The organism is Aliiroseovarius conchicola, assembly GCF_041403445.1.
Lineage (GTDB): Bacteria > Pseudomonadota > Alphaproteobacteria > Rhodobacterales > Rhodobacteraceae > Aliiroseovarius > Aliiroseovarius conchicola.
The window spans coordinates 86,970-108,758 of sequence record NZ_JBGEHL010000004.1; the positions used below are offsets into that span (position 1 = coordinate 86,970).

The following is a 21,789-nucleotide window of genomic DNA, read 5'->3' on the forward strand; positions in this document are numbered from 1 at the left end:
CCAAAGTGATGTTCAAAGCGCGCCCTTCCCGGGCGCGTTTTGCGTTTGGACACCCGCAGCTCAGAAAACACCGCGTGTATTGTGATAGTTTGATGACATGACGAAGCGCGTCCAGTAAGAGAGGGCCAACGCCACGGAATCGGAGCTCGCTGCTATGTCCGACACCTCGTCTGCTGCTACCCCATCCATGCCTCCCGCGCATCCATTTGATGACGACAAACTAAAAGAGGAATGCGGGGTCTTTGGCGTGATCGGGCTGAAAGACGCTTCCAACTTCGTCGCCCTCGGTCTTCATGCCCTACAACACCGCGGACAAGAGGCTGGCGGCATCGTCTGCCACGATCCCGAACAGGGCTTCAACTCTGCCCGCCGCTTTGGCTATGTGCGTGACAACTTCACCAAAGCCAGCGTGATGGAGACCCTGCCCGGTCCGCTTGCTATCGGCCACGTGCGTTACTCCACCGCCGGATCGAAAGGCGCTGTCATTCGCGACGTGCAGCCGTTTTTTGGCGAGTTCTCGATGGGCGGCGCGGCGATTGCCCATAACGGCAACATCACCAACGCCGTTGCCCTACGCAAAGAACTGATCGAACGTGGCTCGATTTTCCAAAGCTCGTCAGACAGCGAATGCATTATTCATCTGATGGCTCGGTCCCTGCAACGTAACATCCCCGAACGGATGGAAGACGCGCTGCGCCGCGTTGAAGGCGCATTCTCAATCGTGGCAATGACGCGCACCAAACTGATGGGTGTGCGCGACCCGCATGGCGTTCGTCCTCTGGTGCTGGGCCGCTTGGGCGAAGGTTGGGTGCTCAGTTCAGAAAGCTGTGCGCTCGACATCATCGGCGCCGAACTTGTGCGCGAGATTGAACCCGGCGAGATGGTCGTTATCTCGAACGGCAAAGTCGACAGCACCTTCCCGTTCCGCCCGCAACCGTCAAAGTTCTGCATCTTCGAACATGTCTATTTCTCGCGGCCCGACAGCATCATTGGCGGCGCGTCCGTCTATGAAACCCGTCGTCAAATCGGGGTGGAGCTGGCGCGCGAAAACCCGGTCGATGCCGATCTGGTCTGCCCGGTTCCCGACAGCGGAACACCTGCGGCCATTGGCTATAGCCAAGAAAGCGGCATTCCCTACGCCATGGGCATCATCCGCAACCAGTATATGGGCCGGACCTTCATCGAGCCGACCGAGCAAATTCGCAACATGGGCGTGCGTCTGAAGCTGAACGTGAACCGCGCGCTGATCAAAGGCAAACGGGTCATACTGGTCGATGACAGCGTCGTGCGCGGGACCACGACGCAGAAAATCAAAGACATGTTCATCGATGCAGGTGCGGCCGAAGTGCATTTCCGCATCGCCTCGCCACCCACCGCGTGGCCCTGTTTCTATGGCGTCGACACGCCTGAACGCGACAAGCTGCTTGCCGCGAACATGACCGAAGACGAGATGTGTGAACACCTGAAGGTCAACAGCCTGAAATTCATCTCGCTCGACGGCCTATATCGCGCGGTTGGCGAAGCCAAAGGCCGCGACAAGGGTTGTCCGCAGTATTGCGACGCCTGTTTTTCCGGCGAGTATCCTGTGACGCCAGCGGACAAGATCGAGCAGGGGTTCAAGATGCAGGCGGCAGAGTGACGCAAGCGCCCGGTTCGCTTGGGGATTGCCTGCCTCACCGTTAGATGACATGAGGTCCTCATGACAGATACCCAAAAAATCGCCCTTATTACCGGGGCGTCGCGCGGCCTTGGTGCTGCTCTCGCGCTTGAGCTTTCCAAGACCCACCACGTTGTCGCCGTGGCCCGCACCACTGGCGCGTTGGAAGAGTTGGACGACAAGGTCAAAGCGCAGGGTGGATCGGCCACGCTGGCCCCGATGGACATCACCAACAAGGACGCAATGGCGCATCTTTGCCGCTCGATCCATAACCGGTGGGGGGGCGTGGATGTCTGGGCGCATACGGCGATCTATGGCCCTGCCCTGATGCCCACACCCGGTCTGGATGACAAAGGCTGGACACAGGCGCTGAACACGAATGTCGAAGCCACGCGTTATCTGATCCAGTTCGTGAACGCGCTGATGACAGATGACAGCACCGCCCTTTTCTTTGCCGACGATCACGCAGGTGAAAAGTTTTTCGCGGGTTACGGTGCGACCAAGGCCGCGCAGATGGCATTGATCCGCAGTTGGGCCGCCGAGAATGCCCGACTGGGACCGCGCGTCATCGTTGCAGAGCCCAAACCGCTGGCCACCGCCATGCGCACGCGCTTTTTCCCGGGCGAGGATCGCAGCACCCTTGCCCCTGTCGCAGACGAAGCGCACCGCATTCTGTCAGAAGCAGGTCTGTTGTAGGCAAAGCCCGGGGGCCGGGCTTGATCCGACGGTCAAACTGCGGATGATAGGTTCATGGCCTATACTCCGATCACGTCAGACGACCTGAACCGCAGCTATGATGATGCCGCACCGAAATGGCATGCTTCGATCATGAAGCTTGGTTACGGCGACGCATATGCACGGCTCGTGGACGCGTTGCCGCAGCCCAGTTCAGCCTTACAGGTGTTGGACGTTGGCTGCGGGTCTGGTGCGTTCGCCGAGGCATTTTTGAAGGCACGATCTCGATCAACGCAACACATGCACCTTCTGGACCCGTCACAGGAAATGTTGCGCCGGGCCGAAACGCTTCTGCATCCATATGACGTCCCAGTGACATGTCACCAGGATGGGATCGGTTCGCAGAATATTGCGAATGGCGGTGTAGATACCGTGCTCTGCGCCCATGTGATCGAGCATTTGGACGATCCTGCAAGCGCCTTAACGTGGCTGCGCAGTCGCCTGACATCACAAGGTAAATTGGCACTTTCTGTCAGCAAACCGCATTGGTGTACGGCGATCCTTCGGTGGAAATGGGGCCACAAGGCTTATCGACCAAGAGAGGTCGAAGACCTGTTGCATGGTGCAGGGTTTTCCCAGATCACCCGCGTTCCATTTCAAAAAGGGCCACCATCACGCACGTCCATGGGTTATGTCGCCTCTTGAACACGCCCACCAGCTTGACTTGTGAGATACCAGAAACCCATTGCTGCAAGGCTTTGCCTGGCCTATTGAAAGAAAAAGACTTCAGGAAAGCGGGCAATCGATGCGCATTCTCATCACCAATGACGACGGGATCAACGCGCCGGGCCTGAAAGTCGCCGAGGCCATCGCGCAAGAGGTTGCATTGGAACTGGCGGGCGAACAGGCCGAGATTTGGACCGTCGCTCCAGCATTCGAACAATCTGGCGTAGGTCACTGCATTTCCTACACCCATCCCTTTATGATTGCCGAACATGGCCCGCGCCGTTTTGCGGCTGAGGGTAGCCCGGCGGACTGCGTCATCGCAGCCCTATACGATGTGATGCCGGAGCGACCGGATCTGGTGATTTCAGGCGTGAACCGGGGCAACAACTCGGCCGAGAACGCGCTTTATTCCGGCACATTGGGTGCTGCAATGGAAGCCGCATTGCAGGGCCTGCCCGCCATCGCCCTGTCACAGTACATGGGCAAAGGCACGATGGGATTGGACAGTGTGTTCGAGGCATCCCGGACGTTCGGCCCCGATATCGTACGCCGCCTCCTGACCGACGCCCCTTGGGACCACAGCGCCGATTACCGCTTGTTTTACAACGTGAATTTCCCACCTTGCGCCGCGGAGTTGGTAAAGGGCACCAAGGCCGCGCCACAAGGGTGGCGCCACGACGCGTTCTTCGGCATCGAAGCTCAGCAAAGCCCTTCGGGGCGCAAATTCCTTTGGATCAAGGGCGGCCCGCAGGCCAATCCGTCGTCACCGGGCATGGACCTGACCCTGAACCTTCAAGGCTATGTCTCGGTCACACCGATGCGCGCCGACCTAACGGCGCACGATCATCTGGACAAGCTAGGGGCTTTGTTCGAATGACCGAAGCCGACGAGAAAATTGCCGAACGCAAGATGCAGTTCCTGTTTGCCCTTAGATCCAAGGGCGTGACCAACCCCCGTGTCTTGTCCGCGATGGAACAGATTGATCGTGGCCCCTTTGTACGCGGGCTTTTTGCCGAACGCGCGTATGAGGATATGCCTTTGCCGATATCTTGCGGCCAAACGATCTCTCAGCCTTCGGTCGTTGGTCTGATGACCCAAGCCGCGCAGATAAATCCACGCGACAAGGTGCTCGAGGTTGGCACCGGCTCTGGTTATCAGGCCGCCATCCTGTCCAAGCTTGCGCGCCGGGTCTATACGGTCGACCGCCACCAAAAACTGGTCCGCGAGGCGCGGGAGTTGTTCGAGGCGCTCGACCTGCCAAATATCACCCCAATCACCGGTGATGGGTCGCGAGGGTTGCCCGATCAAGCACCCTTTGACCGCATCATCGTCACCGCCGCCGCCGAGGACCCGCCCGGTCCCCTCTTGGCGCAGCTTGCCATTGGCGGTATTATGATTGTACCGGTGGGCCAATCTGATGCCGTGCAAAGCCTGATCAAGGTAACGCGGGGCGAAGATGGTTTTGACTATGACGAGCTTTTGCCGGTGCGTTTCGTCCCCCTTCTTGAAGGGCTGGGGAAGGACTGACGCGGAAGAATTTACCGGTTCGCCGGATATGTGGGATCATCCCACGCAGCAGTGACAAGGCCCAGAAAGGGTCGCAACCAGAGCCTAAAAACAGGCCAATGGATTGAGGAAGAAAGAGCAATGTCAGCTTCAAGCACGACCCAATTGCGTGCGCCGCGCCAGACGCGTCGGCGCCATATGCGTTCCGCCACATTGGTGGGTATGGTGATGGGCCTGTCCGCCTGCGCGGGTGGTTTCGATCTGGATATGCGCCGCTTTGCGGATGGTGGGTTCTCGACCACGCAGGCCGCTCAAAGCGTCGCGACGGCGGCCCGCCCCAGCGCGGATGCGCGCGGTGTGATCTCGTATCCCAGCTATCAGGTGGCGGTGGCCCAAACCGGCGATACAGTCGCACAGGTCGCGGGACGCATCGGCATGGCCCCGGCAGAGCTGGCCCGGTATAACGGGCTGGCTGTGGACGACCGGCTCAGGGATGGAGAGGTTTTGGCCCTGCCCCGCCGGGTGGCTGAACCCGCGACAGGCGTGATCCAGCCAAACGACAGCATCGACATCACCACGTTGGCCGGTGACGCGATCGACCGCGCCGATGGCACGACCAAACCCGGTGCAGCACAGGTTACTTCAGGTGAACAGCCGACCCAGCACCGCGTGAAACGTGGTGAAACCGCTTATTCAATCGCGCGCACCTATGGTGTTTCGGTCCGCTCGCTTGCAGATTGGAACGGGTTGGGGTCAGACCTAGCCGTGCGCGAGGGGCAGTTCCTGCTGATCCCGGTCATCGTCGAGACCAAAGCAACACCGACACGCGTCAGCGAGCCCGGCCAAGGGACGGCAACACCAACACCCCCGTCATCGGCCAAACCGCTTCCGAAAAACGAAGCAACACCGGCGAAGGCGGCAACTCCGGCCTCACCCAAGCTTGAAGACACCCGCACCGCCGCCAGCAAGTCGCGGATGGCCCTGCCCGTCGCAGGTAAGGTCACAAGCCTGTTTGATGCAGAGAAGGCCGGGTACATCCTTGTCTCAGCCAAACCCGGCGCGCCCGTAAAAGCCTCTGCAAGCGGCACAGTGCGTTTGGTGTCCAAAGATGTTGAAGGCGAAGAGATCGTGGTCATTGACCACGGCAACGGCACCCAAAGTGCCTATAGCTTCATTGAAGGTATCAAGGTCAAGAAAGGCCAGAAGGTGAAACGCGGGCAGCAAATCGCGACCGCATCCAAGAACCAGTACAACGCGATCCAGTTCCTTGTTTTCAAGGGTACGGAGCCTGTCGATCCAATGCCTTACCTGAACTAATCGGTGTTCAGATGTATATCAAAAAAGGGGCGGTTCAGGACCGCCCCTTTTTAATTCACGCTGTCAGGATCAAAGCGTCATACGATACTTCGCAAAGCCTTCGTCAGACAGGCCAGCTTCTTCCAGTTTCACCCCAACAATGGTGTCGGCATACTTGGCCGCAGCCGGTCCGGTTTCGAAGATGACAGTGGTATCTGGCATAGCAACGAAGCTCCAATTCCCATCGGCTTCAGGGCTGATCGTCCCTTTTTCCACGATGTAGCGCACGATCACGTCGCGGTTCGTATCGGGGCCCTCAAACACAGTTGTATCACCCTTAGCGCCCGGGAAGTTACCGCCCCCGCCAGCGCGATAATTGTTGGTCGCAATGATGAAAACCTGTTCCGTATCAATGGGTTTCCCTTCGTAGGTCAGGTTAACAATCCGGTGTGCATCCGGGGCAACAACCTCGCCTTCTTTGTTGTAACGCGCCGCTTGGCTCAGGTCGATTTGATAGCTGACACCGTCAATGACGTCAAAATTGTACGACGGCATTTCAGGGTTCAACAGAACGGCGTCCTTCGACCCAGGCTCGATCTGATTAAAGATCGCGGCTGAGCGTTCAAGCCATTCGCGCACCTGCTCTCCATTCACTTTCACAGCACGTACTGTGTTGGGATAGAGGTAAAGATCCGCGACGTTCTTGATCGCTACATCTCCGGGTGCCACATCGGTGTAGTAGTCCGGTCCACCACGGCCACCCGCCTTGAACGGCGCCGCCGCTGACAAAATCGGCAGCTGCTGATGTTCAGTCCCATTCATCATCTGTTCGATATACCAACGCTGCGCGTTCGACACGATCTGTACCGATGGATCATCCGCAACCAGCGCGAAATAGGAATGCAACGCGGCCTCGGTCTTACCGACAGCCCGGCGCACATAGGCCAGAGTTTCGTCATGCGCCTTTTCGACCGACTTCAGCACCGCCTGATCGCTTTCGACCGTTGGGGTGATCGAACGATCTTCGTTGCGCTTATAGATCGGCCGTGCCTCAGAGGTATGAGAAACCACACGCCACGCGCCGCCATCATGTTCCAGCATCAGGTCGATCAGGCCCATATGCGAGCCCCAGAATCCACCCATCGTGGCAGGCGTACCCATTAAGGTGCCCTTCTCAACATCCACACCGGCGAAATCCGCATAGGTCGACGACGGGAAGACAAGGTGAGAGTGACCGGTCAGAACCGCATCAATCCCTTCGACTGCCGCCAGCGGAACCGAGGCATTCTCCATCCCATCAGTCGCGTCCGCAGCACCAATCCCAGAGTGTGACAGGGCGATAATAAGATCCGCGCCCTCTTCGCACATTTGCGGGACATAGGCCCGCGCTGCCTCGATAATGTCACGCGCCTGTACGTTGCCTTCCAGATGGCGGCGATCCCAGTTCATGATTTGTGGCGGTACAAAACCGATGAACCCGATGCGGATGGGTTGCTTGGTGCCGCCGCCGGTTGTGATTTCGCGATCAACGATCACGTAAGGCGGTAGAAGGGTTTCGTCCTCTAAAGGGGTGGCCCCCATCTTTTTCACAACATTGGCGCTGACCACCGGAAACCCAGCTCCGGCCAATGATTTCATCAAGAAATCAAGGCCATAGTTGAATTCATGGTTGCCCAAAGTTGACGCGTCATACCCAACAGTGTTCATCGCTTCGATAACCGGATGCATATCGCCATCCTTCATACCTCGCTCATAGGCGATGTAATCACCCATTGGATTGCCCTGAAGGAAATCACCATTGTCGAGCAGAAGCGAGTTCGTGGCCTCGGCGCGGATACCTTTGATCAAAGACGCCGTACGCGCAAGTCCTACGCGATCGTTCTCGCGGTCTGCATAATAATCATAGGGATAGACGTGAACGTGAAGGTCCGTTGTCTCCATTACCCGCAAATGTGCCTGATTTGGGGACGCCAAGAGCGAGTACGGATGCAGGGCGATAAGCCCGGCGGTGCTTGCCAAAAATCCACGACGGGAAAGTTTAAGGGACATGAGGACCTCCATTCGGAATTGTTATCGTTGTTAGATTAGACAAGCATCATGACAGTTTCGCGACCCGGAATGCAATCCTTCCGCGCATGGGATCAGCTGCTGCCCACCGAAGCGTGCAACAGGTGTAATGATTTCAAACTGTTGAGGTTGCCAGTGGCGCGCTATTCGTCCGCGCGCCCCTTGCCCAAATGTTTGCGCAAACGCGATGGCGTCGACTTCTTGCGATTCTTATAGGGGTTCTGATCCCCCTGCCCGCGCATGGTCAGACGAATCGGCGTGCCCGGCATGTCAAAATCTTCGCGCAGCCCATTGACCAAATAGCGGCTGTAGCTTTCAGGCAGCTTGTCGGGGTGCGAGCACATCACGACAAAACCCGGCGGGCGCGTTTTCACCTGCGTCATGTAACGCAGCTTGATGCGTCGTCCGCCCGGAGCGGGTGGCGGGTGCGCCGACACCATCTCAGCCAGCCAACCGTTCAGTTGAGCGGTTTTCACGCGACGGTTCCATATTTCATGGGCCCGCATAACAGCCTCTTGCAGGCGTTCCATTCCTTTGCCCGTCTTGGCAGAGATGGTGATCAATGGGGCTCCGCGAAGTTGGGGGAGAAGGCGCTCAAACGCCTCTTTTAACTCTTTCATCTTCGCTTGTTTTTCGGGTTCTGCGTCCCACTTGTTCACCGCCACCACGACCGCGCGACCTTCGCGCTCGGCCAGATCGGCGATGCGAAGGTCCTGCTGTTCAAACGGGATCGCCGCATCCAAAAGGACCACGACAACTTCGGCGAACTTGACCGCACGCACCCCGTCAGAGACCGAGAGCTTCTCAAGCTTTTCCTGCACCTTGGCGCGCTTTCGCATACCTGCTGTATCAAAAATCCGGGTCGGTACATCGCCCCATTCAAACTGGACCGAAATCGCGTCGCGGGTGATCCCCGCTTCTGGCCCTGTCAACAAGCGCTCTTCACCCAGCAACTTGTTGATTAAAGTCGATTTTCCAGCGTTTGGGCGACCAATAACTGCCACCTGCAAAGGCCGATCTACCGTCGGAACGCGAGGGCCTTCGTCGGCGTCCTCGTCATAATCAACGTTCGTCTCGGGGGCAGTTGCTGCTGCGCGTTCCTCGAACTCTTCCGAGATTGGGCGCAGGATATCCATCAACTCCCCCATACCTTCGCCGTGTTCGCCGGACAGGCGGATCGGCTCGCCCAAACCAAGCGAGAAAGCTTCAAGGTAACCCGCCTCTCCGGCTTTGCCTTCGGACTTGTTGGCGGCAAGGATAACGTGGGCGTTCTTGCGGCGCAGAATGTCGGCGAAAACCTCGTCTGATGGCAGAATGCCGGCCCGTGCATCGACAAGAAATAGACAAGCATCAGCCATCTCGACCGCGCGTTCGGTCAGGCGGCGCATGCGCCCCTGAAGGCTCTGGTCGGTCGCTTCTTCCAAACCGGCGCTGTCGATCACAGTGAACCGCAGATCACCCAGACGCGCCTCGCCTTCGCGCAGATCGCGCGTCACACCCGGCTGGTCGTCGACCAGCGCCAGGCGTTTACCGACCAAGCGGTTGAACAGGGTGGATTTGCCCACATTTGGGCGGCCCACAATGGCAAGGGTGAAGCTCATATCGCGCCCCGATTTACAGTCATGCGTTACGTCAAGCGCCTCGCATACACGGTTTATCCGTCAGCGCAAAGCCAGAAGTTTACCGTCGCGCGACACCAGATAGGCCGTGCCGTTCACAACCACTGGCCGGGTCGCCGCCCCGCCGGGGATTGCCACCTGTCCGACCAATGCGCCATCCGCAGGGCTGAACCCGCGCATCACACCGTCAGACGACGCAACCCACAGCTTGCCGCCCGCCAAGACGGGGCCAAAATTGGTGTAAACTGCCTTGCGTTTGCGTGACTTGGATTGGGTGTAGAATGGAAGCTTCTTGCCCCAGATACGTTCACCGGTTTTGGCATCCAATCGAACAAGCTCGTTCTGATCCGAGACAAGGAAGACTGATCCGCCGGTCACCCACACTGTACTGACCGCGCCTTCTTTTGCGGTCCAAAGGCGTTCGCCGGACATATTGATCGCGACCGTGCGCCCCACTGGGTTGCCAGTATAGATCACGCCGTCTTTCACGACCGGCTCGCCAGTGATGTCTGTGACAAGAGAGTAACCGCGCCCCGCGCGTTCACCCGAGATCGAGCTTGACCAGACCCGCGCGCCGCCCTTTTTCAAGGCTGCAATGATCTCGCCCGAGGCGAAGGGCAGTATCGCCAAACGGTTGGTCACCGCCGGGGACGAGACACCCACAACGCCATCCTGGCTTGGGATACCTGACAAGCGCCATTTGACGCGGCCCGTGTTGGCATCAATCGTCCAGGCGCTGTTGTCGCGGCTTACCACATAGACAAGACCACCCGACACCGAGGGAGCGCCAGATCCAGAAGCATCCATCTTTTGCTGCCATTTGATCTTGCCGGTCGCGGCATCCAAAGCGCTGACATAGCCAAAGCCCGAAGTCACAAATACGGTACCGTTCGCATAGGCCAAACCGCCACCAGACGCGTCATCAGAATTGTCCGAAGCCGGGGTCAGGTCACGCGACCAAAGCGTTTGACCCGATGTCGACGTGGCCACAACCTGTGCACGGCTGTCTAAGGTAAACACACGTCCATCTGCTACGACTGGGTCGGCAGTGATACGATGTTTGCGATCATTGCCCTTGCCGATAGAGACCGCAAAGCGCAGTTTTGGCGAACCGGACAAGGCCGGATGTTGGATGCGATGGGTCGCGCTGCCCCCTAATTGCGGCCAGCTTGCATGATTCACAGCCGCAGGCAGGGAAATAGAACGTGCTGCATCGACGCGCCCACCGCCCTCGACTGACGCTTCAGCGGCTGCAATCTCGGCGGCACTTAAGGTTTGAGGGTTCAGGCTACGCAGCCCTTCACGGTCACCAGGCAGGATGTATTCCTGTTGCGAGCATGCTCCCAACAGGCTGAGCGAGACCAAAATTCCGGCGCTATGTTTCAGCTTCACGATATGCCCCCCGAGGAACCTAAAATAACTTATCGAACCGAACGGCCTGTCCGGTCATGGTGGTCAGGATGTCTCTAACGACCCACCCAGCGCCACAATCAACTGAGATGCGCGTCTACGCAAGGCCCCTGTGGTCTCATCATCGACCAAAAGTGCCTGCAAGCGGGTGATTGCGGCGTCGGTCTCGCCGGCCTCCACTTCAACCAGCGCAAGTTGCTCTTCTGCCAACACCCGGAACGGTGCACCTGCGACAGCCAACGGCGCTAGCCGCGTGCGACGCGCCTCCAGATCCAAACCGGATCCGGGAAGCGATACGAGCTTCAGTTGCGCCAAGTCTCGGTAAAGCTGGTCCACACCCGCATTGTCTACAACCGCCTGCAACGTCGTTGCCGCTCCGTCACCTGTTGCCGCAGAAAGCAGCTTGACGACAGCGGTCGCGTCGCCTTTTGCCGCCACATCCGACAAGGCTGCCACGCGCGCGGCGGCATCGTCTTGATCTTCGGCGGATAAAATGGCGTCGCCAAGCGCTTGCGCCTGATTGCGCTCGCTCGCCTTACGCCATTCATTGTAGGCCGCTCCGCCAACAAGCAGCACGACCAACAACACAGCAATCCAACCGTATTTGCGCATCATCGCGTACAGCTTATCGCGGCGAACCTCTTCGCTCACTTCATCAATGAAAGTATCGGTGTCGCTCACGTTGGGCCTCCGGGTCATAAACTGACTACCTTTTGCCTGACTGATGATCAATTGCCAAGGGGGTGCGTGTCGGGCCGGGTCGCCCAATGAAAAGGCGTCACGACAGGCGAAGGATGCCCGCACGATTGCGCCTTAAGTTGTCTACGCCAATGTCACAGCGCTTGTTCACCAGCAGAACTCTGCGTATCCTCCGCTTCAATATTACTGATGATCAGGACGTCACATGCGCCTTTTTCCGATTCTGACTGCACTTATCGTTGTTGCGGGTTTATTTATGCTTGTTTTTCAACGTGATGCGCTGCTTTCCTTTTCAGGGGCGGTCGCGTCTGGAGAGGCACCCACATCCACGGAAGCAGCAGTTGAAGCCCCTCCGCAGGACGTGAAAGCTGATCCTGAAGCACAACATGGTGTCTCTGTGGTGGTTCTGAAAAGCACGGCCCGCGAAATCGAGATGCCGGTGCTATTGCGTGGACGAACAGAAGCCAACCGCCGTGTCGACCTTCGGGCCGAGACAACGGGACAGGTTATCTCGTCCAAGATTGCGAAGGGCAGCACGGTTCAGGAGGGCGACATCCTGTGCCGTCTGGATAGCGGCACGCGTGAGGCAAGCTTGGCCGAAGCCCGTGCCCGACTGGCCGAGGCTAAGGCGCGCGCGCCGGAAGCCGAAGCCCGCGTAATCGAAGCCCAAGCACGCTTGGATGAAGCGACCATTAACCTGACCGCATCAAACAAACTGTCCGAAGGCGGCTTTGCGTCGGACACTCGTGTCGCAAACTCGAAGGCGACCGTCGAAACGGCGCGGGCCGGGTTCATCTCGGCGCAATCCGGCGCTGCCAGCTCTGCCGCTGTAATCCAATCCGCCGAAGCGGCCGTTGCCGCAGCCGAGCGCGAGATTGAGCGGCTGGACATCCGCGCGCCATTCCCCGGCACGCTGGAAACCGACAGCGCCGACATCGGCTCTCTGCTGCAACCCGGTGCGGTATGTGCCACTCTGGTTCAATATGACCCGGTGCGGGTCGTGGGCTTCGTGTCGGAACTGCTGGTTGATCAGCTCAGAAATGGATTACCCGCGTCGGTACGATTGGCCTCGGGTCAGGAACTTTCAGGGAAGGTTGCCTATGTTGCGGACACCGCCGATCCTGCGACGCGCACCTTCCGCATCGATGTCGAAGTCCTTCGAGCCGCCGACGCACCCGTCATACGCGCAGGTCAAACCGCCGAGGTTGTGATCACCGGGAACGGATTGCCGGCCCATCTGGTGCCGCAAAGCGCCCTGACGCTGGACGATAACGGAGAGCTTGGCGTCCGCATCGTGAACGCTGACAACACCGCCGGGTTCGCCCCGGTTCAGATGGTCCGCGACAGCGTCGATGGGGTCTGGATCACCGGTCTGCCCGAAACCTCGGACGTGATCACCATCGGCCATCACTACGTGAATGACGGGGTCGCCGTTGCTGTCACCTATCAGGAGCCAAACTGATGATCGGCATTGTCGACTGGGCCGCTGAACGGGCTCGGATGGTCATAGCCTTCGTGATCTTGTCGGTACTGTCCGGCGCGATCGCCTATGTCAGCCTGCCGAAAGAGGGCGAACCGGATATCGAGATTCCGGCCCTTTTCGTCTCGGTCCCCTTCCCCGGCATTTCCGCCGCCGACGCCGAGCAGCTTCTGGTCCGCCCGATGGAGACCGAGCTTGCCGACATTGATGGTCTGAAAACCATGTCCGGTACAGCGTCGGAAAACTACGCGGGGGTTGCGCTTGAGTTCGAGTTCGGCTGGGACAAGACCAAGGTTATGGCCGACGTGCGCGATGCAATGAACTCGGCCGAGGGGAACTTCCCAGCCGGGTTCGAAAGTTATTCGGTGAACGAGATCAACTTCTCAGAATTTCCGATCATCATCGTAAACCTGACCGGCAATGTGCCCGAGCGCACACTGGTCAGACTGGCGCGCGATTTGCAGGACCGGCTAGAGGGTATGGACGCGGTGCTGGAAGCCTCGCTTGCCGGCTATCGCGATGAGATGCTTGAGGTCGAAATCGATCCCTTGAAACTTGAGGCCTACAACGTCACAGCGGGCGAATTGATCCAGGTTGTGCAAAACAACAACCAACTGATTGCTGCGGGTGACATCAAGACACCGACTGGGTCCACTGCGATCAAAATCCCCTCCTCGTTTGACGAAGAGCAGGATATTTATGACCTGCCGGTGAAAGTGAACAACGATAGCGTCGTCACGCTGGGCGACCTTGCCACCATTCGCCTGACTTTTGAGGATCGCGAGGGGTCCGCCCGTTTTAATGGCGACACAACCGTCGCGCTTCAGGTGGTGAAACGCAAAGGCTTCAACCTGATCGATACGGCCGCGGAAGTGCGCGCCGTCGTGGACGAGACGCGCGAAAGCTGGCCCCCAGAATTGCGTCAGGCCGTGAATGTCGGCACGTCAAATGACCAAAGCTATGTGGTCGACAGCATGGTCCGGCAGCTCGAGGGCTCAGTGATCACGGCCATCGCGCTTGTGATGATCGTCGTTTTGGGCGCGCTTGGAACGCGGCCCGCGCTGTTGGTCGGCTTCGCGATCCCGACTTCGTTCCTTTTGACCTTCGCGCTATTTGGCGCGCTTGGCGTCACAATCTCGAACATTGTGATGTTTGGACTGATCCTTGCGGTCGGAATGCTGGTGGATGGGGCGATTGTGGTCGTTGAATATGCCGACAAGAAAATCCGCGACGGTGTTGGGCCGATGGCAGCTTACACAGCGGCGGCCAAACGGATGTTCTGGCCCATCGTCAGTTCCACCGCCACAACGCTTTGTGCCTTCCTTCCCATGCTTTTCTGGCCCGGTATCCCCGGCCAGTTTATGGGCTGGCTTCCAAAAACGCTTATTTTCGTATTGTCAGCGTCACTGCTGGTCGCGCTTGTTTACCTGCCCGTAGTGGGCGGCGTGTCAGGGCGGATCAGTCGCATTTTCGCTGTCATGTCGGACGGGCTGCGCCGCTTTCCGATCTGGCTTCGTCTCGCGTTGGTGCCGCCTTCGCTCTACGTATTGGTCCTGTCCGCATTTCAACTTCTAAACCCCGGCTATTTGTTCGGAGGCGTACCCCCAATGGAGGGGGCAATGTCGATCTTGCCTGGTGCCTTGCTGTTTCTTATCGGCGCCTCCGCCACGTCGGTTACGCTTGGTGCGGTAAGCTGGCAAAGAAAAGAAAAGACCGTCAGAGCAGGATATCGCCGCAGCTGGTTTGGGCATCTGATCCACTTCATCTCGGGCAATCCGATCATGCCGCTTGTCGCCATCGCGCTGGTGATCGGTTTCGTCATGTCGATCTTCACCCTGTACGGCCGCAACAATCTGGGTGTCGAATTCTTCGCCGACAGCGAACCAGAACAGGCCATCGTCTATGTCCGCGCGCGCGGTAACTTAAGCCTGACTGAAAAGGACGTTCTGGTCCAAAAGGCCGAAGAGATCGCGTTGTCGACCAAAGGGATTGAAAGCGTGTTTGCCTTCGCCGGTGAGGGCGGGTTGAACCAAAACACCGGCGGCGCTACGGGCCCGCGCGACGCAATCGGACAGTTGCAGATCGAGCTTGTGGCGTGGAACGACCGCCCCTCGATTGAGAAAGAAGCGCCCCTGTTCGGCATCATCCCCTTCACCACCACAGAGATTGATCCCGAGTTCGACGGGGACGCGGTGATGGCGCGGCTGGAAGACAAGCTCGCCACTATTCCCGGTATCAAGACCGAAGTCCTGAACCTCAACCGTGGTCCGGCTTCAGCAAAGCCTGTGCATTTACGCCTGAAGGGTGACGATTGGGAAACGCTCGAGGCCGCAGCCTCTGCTGCGGTTGCCCAATTTGACACGACGCCCGGTCTGACCGCCATCGAAGACACGCTGCCACTGCCCGGCATTGATTGGGAACTAAAAGTGGATGTCGAAGAGGCCGGACGCTATGGGACCAATGTGGCCACCGTGGGCGGGATGGTGCAGCTTGTCACCAACGGCATCCTTTTGGACACGATGCGGGTCGACAGTTCGGATGAAGAGATCGAGATCCGCGTGCGCCTGCCCGAAGACGACCGTGTGTTGTCGACACTGGACAACTTGCGCCTGCGCACGCCGACGGGGCTTGTCCCACTTTCAAATTTTGTCACACGCACGCCGGTCCCCAGCCTGTCGCAAATCGACCGCGTCGACCAAAGCCGATATTATGATGTGAAAGCCGGGGTCGAGGACGACCTCGTGCGCCTGACCGATCCCGATGGGGCCGAACAATATGTCAGCACCACCGAGGCTGACAAGATCATGGCCAGCGATGAAGGTGAAGGATTGACCCGCACCCCCGTCACCCCAGCCGACCGGATCGAGGCGCTGACCGCCTGGATTGAGACGACTGGGCTGCCAGCTGGTGTCAGCTATGAATGGACGGGCGATCAGGAAGATCAGGCCGAAAGCCAAGCCTTTCTTGGACAGGCCTTTGCCGGAGCACTGGGGCTGATGTTCATCATCTTGCTGGCGCAGTTCAACAGCTTTTACAATTCGGTTTTGGTGCTGCTTGCTGTGGTTCTGTCGACCACAGGCGTGCTGGTGGGGATGATGGTGATGGGGCAGCCCTTCTCGATCATCATGACCGGAACCGGGATCGTGGCTTTGGCGGGAATTGTGGTGAACAACAACATTGTTCTGATCGACACCTATCAGGATTATTCGCGCTATATGCCCCGGATTGAGGCGATCACACGGACGGCCGAAGCCCGCATCCGTCCCGTGCTGCTGACCACGATCACCACGATGGCTGGCCTTGCCCCAATGATGTTCGGCCTGTCGCTGGATTTCTTCAACGGCGGCTACTCCATCGACGCGCCAACCGCGCTGTGGTGGAAGCAACTGGCGACCGCGGTGGTCTTTGGCCTTGGTATCGCGACAGTGCTCACGCTCGTTTTCACACCGTCCATGCTTGCCCTTAGGATCTGGCTCTCGGCGGGCGCCTATCGGTCAGTTACGACACTAAGCGCTCTGGCCCGCCGGACAGGTCAAAATGCGCGTGATATGGCGCTTGAGAAAGCCGCGAAAAAGCAACCGCTGCACGAGCTTTTGTGGGTCACGGATGAAGAGTTGGACGCAAGCGGTGCAAACGATCAGTCCGATGCTTCTTCCCCTGAGATGCAAGAGGACCCTCAGGACACGGATACGACGTCCATGCCCGTCGTTGAACCGGACATGCCAGAACCTGGCGGCGACAACCCGTTGAAAGCCGCGGAATAACGCGCGGCATCGCTGCGGCAGATTACGCCGCCGCGATGTCGGTCGTTTCTTCCTCGCTGGCCTGCCGGGCCCACATGGCGGCATAGCGCCCCTCGTGTTCCAGCAATGTATCATGGCTTCCACGTTCGACCACTTCGCCCGCTTCCAGCACCACAATCTCGTCCGCGTCCACCACAGTGGACAGGCGGTGCGCGATGGTGATGACCGTCCGCCCCTGCCCCATCTCGCGCAGGCTTTCTTGGATGTCGCGTTCCGTCTGACTGTCAAGTGCCGAGGTCGCCTCGTCCAACAGCAGGATGGGAGGGTTCTTCAGAAGGGTCCGGGCGATGCCGACTCGCTGTTTCTCTCCGCCGGACAGCTTCAATCCGCGTTCGCCTACCGGCGTGTCATAGCCTTCAGGCAAGCTGAGAACGAAATCGTGGATTTTCGCAGCTTTGGCGGCCTGTTCAACTTCATCCCGGCTGGCATCCGGTCGGCCGTAGGCGATGTTGTAGTAGATGCTGTCATTGAACAGCACTGTATCCTGCGGCACCACGCCGATGACGTCGTGCAGGCTGTCTTGCGTCACATCACGTACATCTTGCCCATCAATGGACAGTCCACCGCCGCTGACGTCATAGAACCGAAACAACAGCCGCCCAATGGTGGATTTGCCCGAACCTGAGGGACCAACAATCGCGACGGTCTTGCCAGCGTCGACATTGATCGAGACACCTTTCAGGATCGGGCGCGCAGGATCATAACCGAATTGCAGATCGTCAAACTTCAGCGCACCGCCCGTGACCTTGATATCCGGTGCGCCTGGTTTGTCCTGAACCTCGGCCGGTTGGCCGAGCAGGTCAAACATCTCGCCCATATCCACAAGCGCTTGACGAATTTCGCGATAGACCGTGCCTAGGAAGTTCAGCGGCATGGTGATCTGGATCATGTAGGCGTTGACCATCACGAAATCACCGACCGTCAGATCACCCTTCTGCACCCCATAGGCTGCCATGACCATGACCGCGATCAACCCGATCGTGATCAAAAGCGACTGTCCGAAATTCAGGAAAGCCAGCGAATAAGAGGTCTTAAGTGCGGCTTTCTCGTACCCTTCCATGGCGACGTCATAGCGTGCGGCCTCACGTCGTTCGGCCCCGAAATACTTGACGGTTTCGAAATTCAGCAGGCTATCGATGGCTTTCTGGTTCGCGTCATTGTCTTGGTCGTTCATCTCTTTGCGGAACCGAACCCGCCATTCGGTCACCGCAAAGGTGAACCAGACATAGGCGGCAATCGTGCCCGCGACCACGGCCAGATACCAAACGTCGAACACGAAGAAGAGGATGACTGAAATCAGCAGCAGTTCCAGCACCAACGGTCCCATGGAAAACAGCAGGAAGCGCAGAAGGAAATCGACACCCTTCACACCGCGTTCGATGATCCGCGACAGGCTGCCCGTCTTACGGGTCAGGTGATAGCGCATCGAAAGGCGGTGAATATGGGTGAAGGTCTCAAGCGCCATCTGCCGCAGGGCGCGTTGGCCAACGGGGGCGAAGATCGCGTCGCGAAGCTGTTGAAACCCGTTCGTCATGACCCGCGCCATGCCGTATGCCACCGTTAACCCGACGGCACCAACAGCCAGCGCCCATGCCTCGCCCGAGGCTTCGCCGCTGAGAACGTCGACCGCCCCTTTATAAAGGAACGGCGCGGTCACCGTGATGACCTTGGACACAAGCAGCATGACCAATGCGATAACCACTCGCTTTTTGACCCAGGGATGGTCATCGGGCCAAAGGTAAGGCACCACCCGGCGGATGGTGTTCCATGAGTTTTGCGGGATCTCGGTCGTGGTGATACGGGACGGTGCCATATGAAACCTTGTGCTGGCTGGCGTGGTGTCCATCAGGAAAGTGACATCCGCGCTTGCGTTATTTCAATATTTCACCGATATTTGAAATATGGAGCAGAGTCGAGTCCTGAAATCGCTGGCCGCGATGGCCCATGACACACGGTTGGAGATCGTGCGTCTGCTGGTGCCGCGTGGCGAAGATGGTCTGGCTGCGGGCGCGATTGCTGAAGCGCTTGGCGTCTCGGCCTCGGGGCTGTCGTTTCACCTGTCGCAGTTGGAAACGGCGGGTTTGCTCACCTCTCGCAAAGCATCGCGGCATGTGATTTATTCGGCAAACCGGACAGCATTGGGCGGTGTCATCGCCTATTTGCTGAACGATTGCTGTGCGCGAGATCCCGATATTTGCGCTTGTGCGGATGGTGCATCATTGGTGGATCAATGAGTGAAGGGGCGTTGCCCCTCGCCCCGCTGGGGCTCACCCCAGGATATTTCTGACAAGAAAAAGAGGCGCCTTATTGCTTTTTGGGGATGGCGAAGACCTGACCCGGATAGATCAGGTCCGGATCTTTGATCTGCTCGCTGTTTGCAGCAAAAACGCGAACATAGAGCGGGCCTTCGCCCAAATGTTCGCGCGCAATGGCCCAAAGGGTTGAACCGGGCTGCACGGTCACCGCAGCTACGCGTGTTGCGGTTGCGCCGGGTATGACACCGGCGACGGCTGCAAGTTGAGAGGTTTCTTCACGTTTGAACGGCGTTTCTGTTCGCGATGTGACGGTGCCATCTTCGGCCAGTTCATCGACACGCAAAGTGTAGACACCGCTTTCGACCTCAGACAGAGGCACGCGCCATTGACCTGATTCCGAGACCTCGCCGATCTCGATCGGGTTATTGTCCAGATAGACACGCAGATTGGCGCCGCTTTGGGCGCGGCCAGACAGGGCCACGTCGCCTGCATCGTCATAGGTGATAGCATCGATGGTGACGGCATCGACGCCGGGGCGTCCGGTGCCATCCTGAAGCACCGCGATACCCTGATCATCTGCTAAGAGCACCTGAGGAGCGGCCTGTGCGGCGGGGTCGGATGTTGTAGGTTGCGGATTGTCGGGCGTGGTCGTTGCGACCTCTGCCTCGGCCGGCGTTTCATGCACGGAAGCCGGTTCCACTGGCGCAATCAGCACGGTCTGGGCGCTTTCGCTGTCCTCGACCACCGCGCCACTTTCGTCAAGTGTGGCGATGCCAAGTGCGCCCGGCGCGTCGAGAGGAATATCCAATAGCGCGACAAAATTGCCGTCAGTGCCGACGTCCACATTTTCAAGCGGTGCGCCATCCAGCGTAAGCTGCACTGTGCTGCCCGGTTCAGCGTGCCCCGCGATCACGGCACTGCCATCAGGATCGACGCGAACCACGTCAAAGCCGGACGCTGCGGTATCAGATACCGCATCGGGCGCATCCGGGGCATCCACATTTAGCGCTTGTTCTGCGTCGTTCTCAGGATCAACGACCGCAGGTTCTGGATTTGACGGGGCGGACGCGGTTGATGTGCCCACCGGATCTTGCGCATCCATCTGCGTATCTGGCCACACCAGCCAAGCCACACCTACCCCGACAGCAAGCGCTGCGCCTGCCGCAATCATCAGCCCTTGTGCACCAAAGGTGCTGCCCGTCTCAGCCGTCATTTGCGTCCCCTGTTGGCCGATCTTTTCGTCGCGCCTTCTTGTTGGACAGTAGCAATCTCGCTAACACCGGTCAAAAGATCATTCGGAATTCATCTGGCGAGGTTCTCATGACTAGTTTTATAGCATCTGTCTGCGTGTATTGCGGATCAAGATTTGGCGACGATCCCGCATTTACGGAGGCCGCATCATCATTGGGACGCGTATTGGCCGAAAACAACTGGCGGCTGGTCTACGGCGCCGGTGACGTGGGCCTGATGGGGGCCGTCGCGGACGCAGCGCAAGCTGCAGGGGCCGAGACATTCGGCGTCATTCCCGAACATCTGCTGAATTGGGAGGTCGGTAAGCGCGACCTTACGTCGTTCATCGTCACCGAAAACATGCACGAGCGAAAGAAAGTAATGTTCATGAATTCGGACGCAGTGGTCGTCCTGCCCGGTGGTGCTGGTTCTTTGGATGAGTTCTTCGAGGTGCTGACTTGGCGACAGCTTGGCCTGCACAAAAAGCCGATCTTGCTTTTGAACATTAACGGGTTCTGGGATCCGCTGATTGGCTTGATCGACCATGTGATCGGTCAAGGCTTCGCAGAAGAGAGCTTGCGCGATTTCATTACCGTGTCTGGGGACGTGGATCACGCGGTAACGGCGCTTCGTACAGCATTTCCGTAGCGACCTTCAAATAGCAATGGCCCTCCCTTTCGGGAAGGCCAAACATGTTCTTTTTTGCAGTGATTACAGGCGCGAGGCCACGTTTTCCCAGTTCACCAGATTGTCGAGGAAGTTCGACAGGTACGCTGGGCGTTTGTTGCGGAAATCGATGTAGTAGGAATGCTCCCACACGTCGCAACCCAGAAGCGCGGTTTGACCGAAGCAAAGTGGGTTCACACCGTTTTCGGTCTTAGTGACAGCCAGCGAGCCATCCGCGTTTTTCACAAGCCACGCCCAGCCTGAGCCGAACTGACCAGCACCTGCGGCCGAGAATTGTGACTTGAACTCGTCGACCGAGCCAAAGCTTTCGGCAATCGCTTTCTCAAGCTCGCCCGGCATTGCTGAATTGTTCGGCCCCATCATCTCCCAAAACTGATTGTGGTTCCAAAGCTGAGAGATGTTGTTGAAGATACCGTTCTGGGCAACCGACGTGTCGTTGTAGGTGCCGACAATGATCTCTTCGAGGGTCTTGCCCTCCCACTCGGTCCCGGCGATGGCAGCGTTGCCGTTTGTCACATACGCGTTGTGGTGAAGGTCATGGTGGTATTCCAGTGTCTCTGCGGACATGCCATGCGCTGCCAAAGCATCATGGGCGTAGGGAAGATCGGGAAGTTCAAAAGCCATTGGGGCCCCCTGTTCATGCGTGTTTCCGTTGACCTCTAGATGGGGCTTGAGCCCC

General features: G+C 58.4%; 17 protein-coding genes. 10 read left to right on the forward strand and 7 right to left on the reverse strand.

All coding sequences use genetic code 11. The annotated features are described in order from the left end of the window. The first annotated feature begins 154 nt into the window (after window positions 1-154). The 6 genes from purF to V6N04_RS08615 all read left to right on the forward strand — a co-directional run bounded on the left by purF (window position 155) and on the right by V6N04_RS08615 (window position 5,881). The gene (gene purF, locus V6N04_RS08590; protein ID WP_371169736.1) at window positions 155-1,639 is read left to right on the forward strand and encodes an amidophosphoribosyltransferase; all 1,485 of its coding nucleotides are present in this window, start codon (window positions 155-157) and stop codon (window positions 1,637-1,639) included. A gap of 60 nt (window positions 1,640-1,699) precedes the next feature. Continuing rightward, window positions 1,700-2,353, forward strand: coding sequence for an SDR family NAD(P)-dependent oxidoreductase (locus tag V6N04_RS08595; protein ID WP_371169737.1), 654 nt, complete (start codon window positions 1,700-1,702; stop codon window positions 2,351-2,353). Between the two features lie 54 nt (window positions 2,354-2,407). After that, on the forward strand, window positions 2,408-3,037 hold the full coding sequence (locus V6N04_RS08600; protein ID WP_371169738.1) for a class I SAM-dependent DNA methyltransferase: 630 nt from the start codon (window positions 2,408-2,410) through the stop codon (window positions 3,035-3,037). A 100-nt stretch (window positions 3,038-3,137) separates the two neighbouring features. Then, window positions 3,138-3,935: a 5'/3'-nucleotidase SurE gene (gene surE / locus V6N04_RS08605; RefSeq protein ID WP_371169740.1), complete on the forward strand. Its 798-nt coding sequence runs from the start codon at window positions 3,138-3,140 to the stop codon at window positions 3,933-3,935. Further along, entirely contained in the window at window positions 3,932-4,585 is a 654-nt protein-coding gene (locus V6N04_RS08610) for a protein-L-isoaspartate(D-aspartate) O-methyltransferase (protein WP_371169741.1), read from the forward strand. The genes surE and V6N04_RS08610 overlap by 4 nt, the downstream gene beginning before the upstream one ends. Window positions 4,586-4,705: 120 nt before the next feature. Continuing rightward, window positions 4,706-5,881 carry a LysM peptidoglycan-binding domain-containing protein gene (locus V6N04_RS08615; RefSeq protein WP_371169742.1) on the forward strand — a complete coding sequence of 392 codons (1,176 nt, stop codon included), beginning with the start codon at window positions 4,706-4,708 and terminating at the stop codon, window positions 5,879-5,881. Between the two features lie 69 nt (window positions 5,882-5,950). On the opposite strand, the gene V6N04_RS08620 is transcribed toward V6N04_RS08615, so the two are convergent. The 4 genes from V6N04_RS08620 to V6N04_RS08635 form a co-directional block, all read right to left on the reverse strand. Then, window positions 5,951-7,909 carry a bifunctional 2',3'-cyclic-nucleotide 2'-phosphodiesterase/3'-nucleotidase gene (locus V6N04_RS08620; RefSeq protein WP_371169743.1) on the reverse strand — a complete coding sequence of 653 codons (1,959 nt, stop codon included), beginning with the start codon at window positions 7,907-7,909 and terminating at the stop codon, window positions 5,951-5,953. A gap of 161 nt (window positions 7,910-8,070) precedes the next feature. Then, a complete protein-coding gene (gene der / locus V6N04_RS08625) occupies window positions 8,071-9,528 on the reverse strand; it encodes a ribosome biogenesis GTPase Der (protein WP_371169744.1) in 1,458 nt (485 codons plus the stop codon). Between the two features lie 60 nt (window positions 9,529-9,588). Then, window positions 9,589-10,938, reverse strand: coding sequence for a PQQ-like beta-propeller repeat protein (locus V6N04_RS08630; RefSeq protein ID WP_371169745.1), 1,350 nt, complete (start codon window positions 10,936-10,938; stop codon window positions 9,589-9,591). Window positions 10,939-11,001: 63 nt separating this feature from the next. Next, a complete protein-coding gene (locus V6N04_RS08635; protein ID WP_371169746.1) occupies window positions 11,002-11,637 on the reverse strand; it encodes a hypothetical protein in 636 nt (211 codons plus the stop codon). 223 nt (window positions 11,638-11,860) lie between these two features. On the opposite strand from V6N04_RS08635, the gene V6N04_RS08640 reads away from it, so the two are divergent. Both V6N04_RS08640 and V6N04_RS08645 read left to right on the forward strand, forming a co-directional pair. Next, entirely contained in the window at window positions 11,861-13,117 is a 1,257-nt protein-coding gene (locus tag V6N04_RS08640; protein ID WP_371169747.1) for an efflux RND transporter periplasmic adaptor subunit, read from the forward strand. Further along, window positions 13,117-16,899: an efflux RND transporter permease subunit gene (locus tag V6N04_RS08645; RefSeq protein ID WP_371169748.1), complete on the forward strand. Its 3,783-nt coding sequence runs from the start codon at window positions 13,117-13,119 to the stop codon at window positions 16,897-16,899. Before V6N04_RS08640 ends, V6N04_RS08645 begins: the two co-directional genes overlap by 1 nt. A 22-nt stretch (window positions 16,900-16,921) precedes the next feature. On the opposite strand, the gene V6N04_RS08650 is transcribed toward V6N04_RS08645, so the two are convergent. Beyond that, a complete protein-coding gene (locus tag V6N04_RS08650) occupies window positions 16,922-18,751 on the reverse strand; it encodes an ABCB family ABC transporter ATP-binding protein/permease (RefSeq protein WP_371169749.1) in 1,830 nt (609 codons plus the stop codon). Window positions 18,752-18,839: 88 nt separating this feature from the next. Here V6N04_RS08650 and V6N04_RS08655 point away from each other — a divergent pair, with 88 nt between their 5' ends. Continuing rightward, the gene (locus V6N04_RS08655) at window positions 18,840-19,172 is read left to right on the forward strand and encodes an ArsR/SmtB family transcription factor (RefSeq protein ID WP_371169750.1); all 333 of its coding nucleotides are present in this window, start codon (window positions 18,840-18,842) and stop codon (window positions 19,170-19,172) included. 70 nt (window positions 19,173-19,242) lie between these two features. Here the strand turns inward: V6N04_RS08655 and V6N04_RS08660 are convergent, their stop codons facing one another. Further along, window positions 19,243-20,406 carry a LysM peptidoglycan-binding domain-containing protein gene (locus V6N04_RS08660; RefSeq protein WP_371169751.1) on the reverse strand — a complete coding sequence of 388 codons (1,164 nt, stop codon included), beginning with the start codon at window positions 20,404-20,406 and terminating at the stop codon, window positions 19,243-19,245. 107 nt (window positions 20,407-20,513) lie between these two features. On the opposite strand from V6N04_RS08660, the gene V6N04_RS08665 reads away from it, so the two are divergent. Beyond that, window positions 20,514-21,071 carry an LOG family protein gene (locus tag V6N04_RS08665; RefSeq protein WP_371169752.1) on the forward strand — a complete coding sequence of 186 codons (558 nt, stop codon included), beginning with the start codon at window positions 20,514-20,516 and terminating at the stop codon, window positions 21,069-21,071. Between the two features lie 63 nt (window positions 21,072-21,134). Here V6N04_RS08665 and V6N04_RS08670 read toward each other — a convergent pair whose 3' ends face one another. Beyond that, a complete protein-coding gene (locus tag V6N04_RS08670; protein WP_371169753.1) occupies window positions 21,135-21,734 on the reverse strand; it encodes a superoxide dismutase in 600 nt (199 codons plus the stop codon). Window positions 21,735-21,789: the final 55 nt, after the last annotated feature.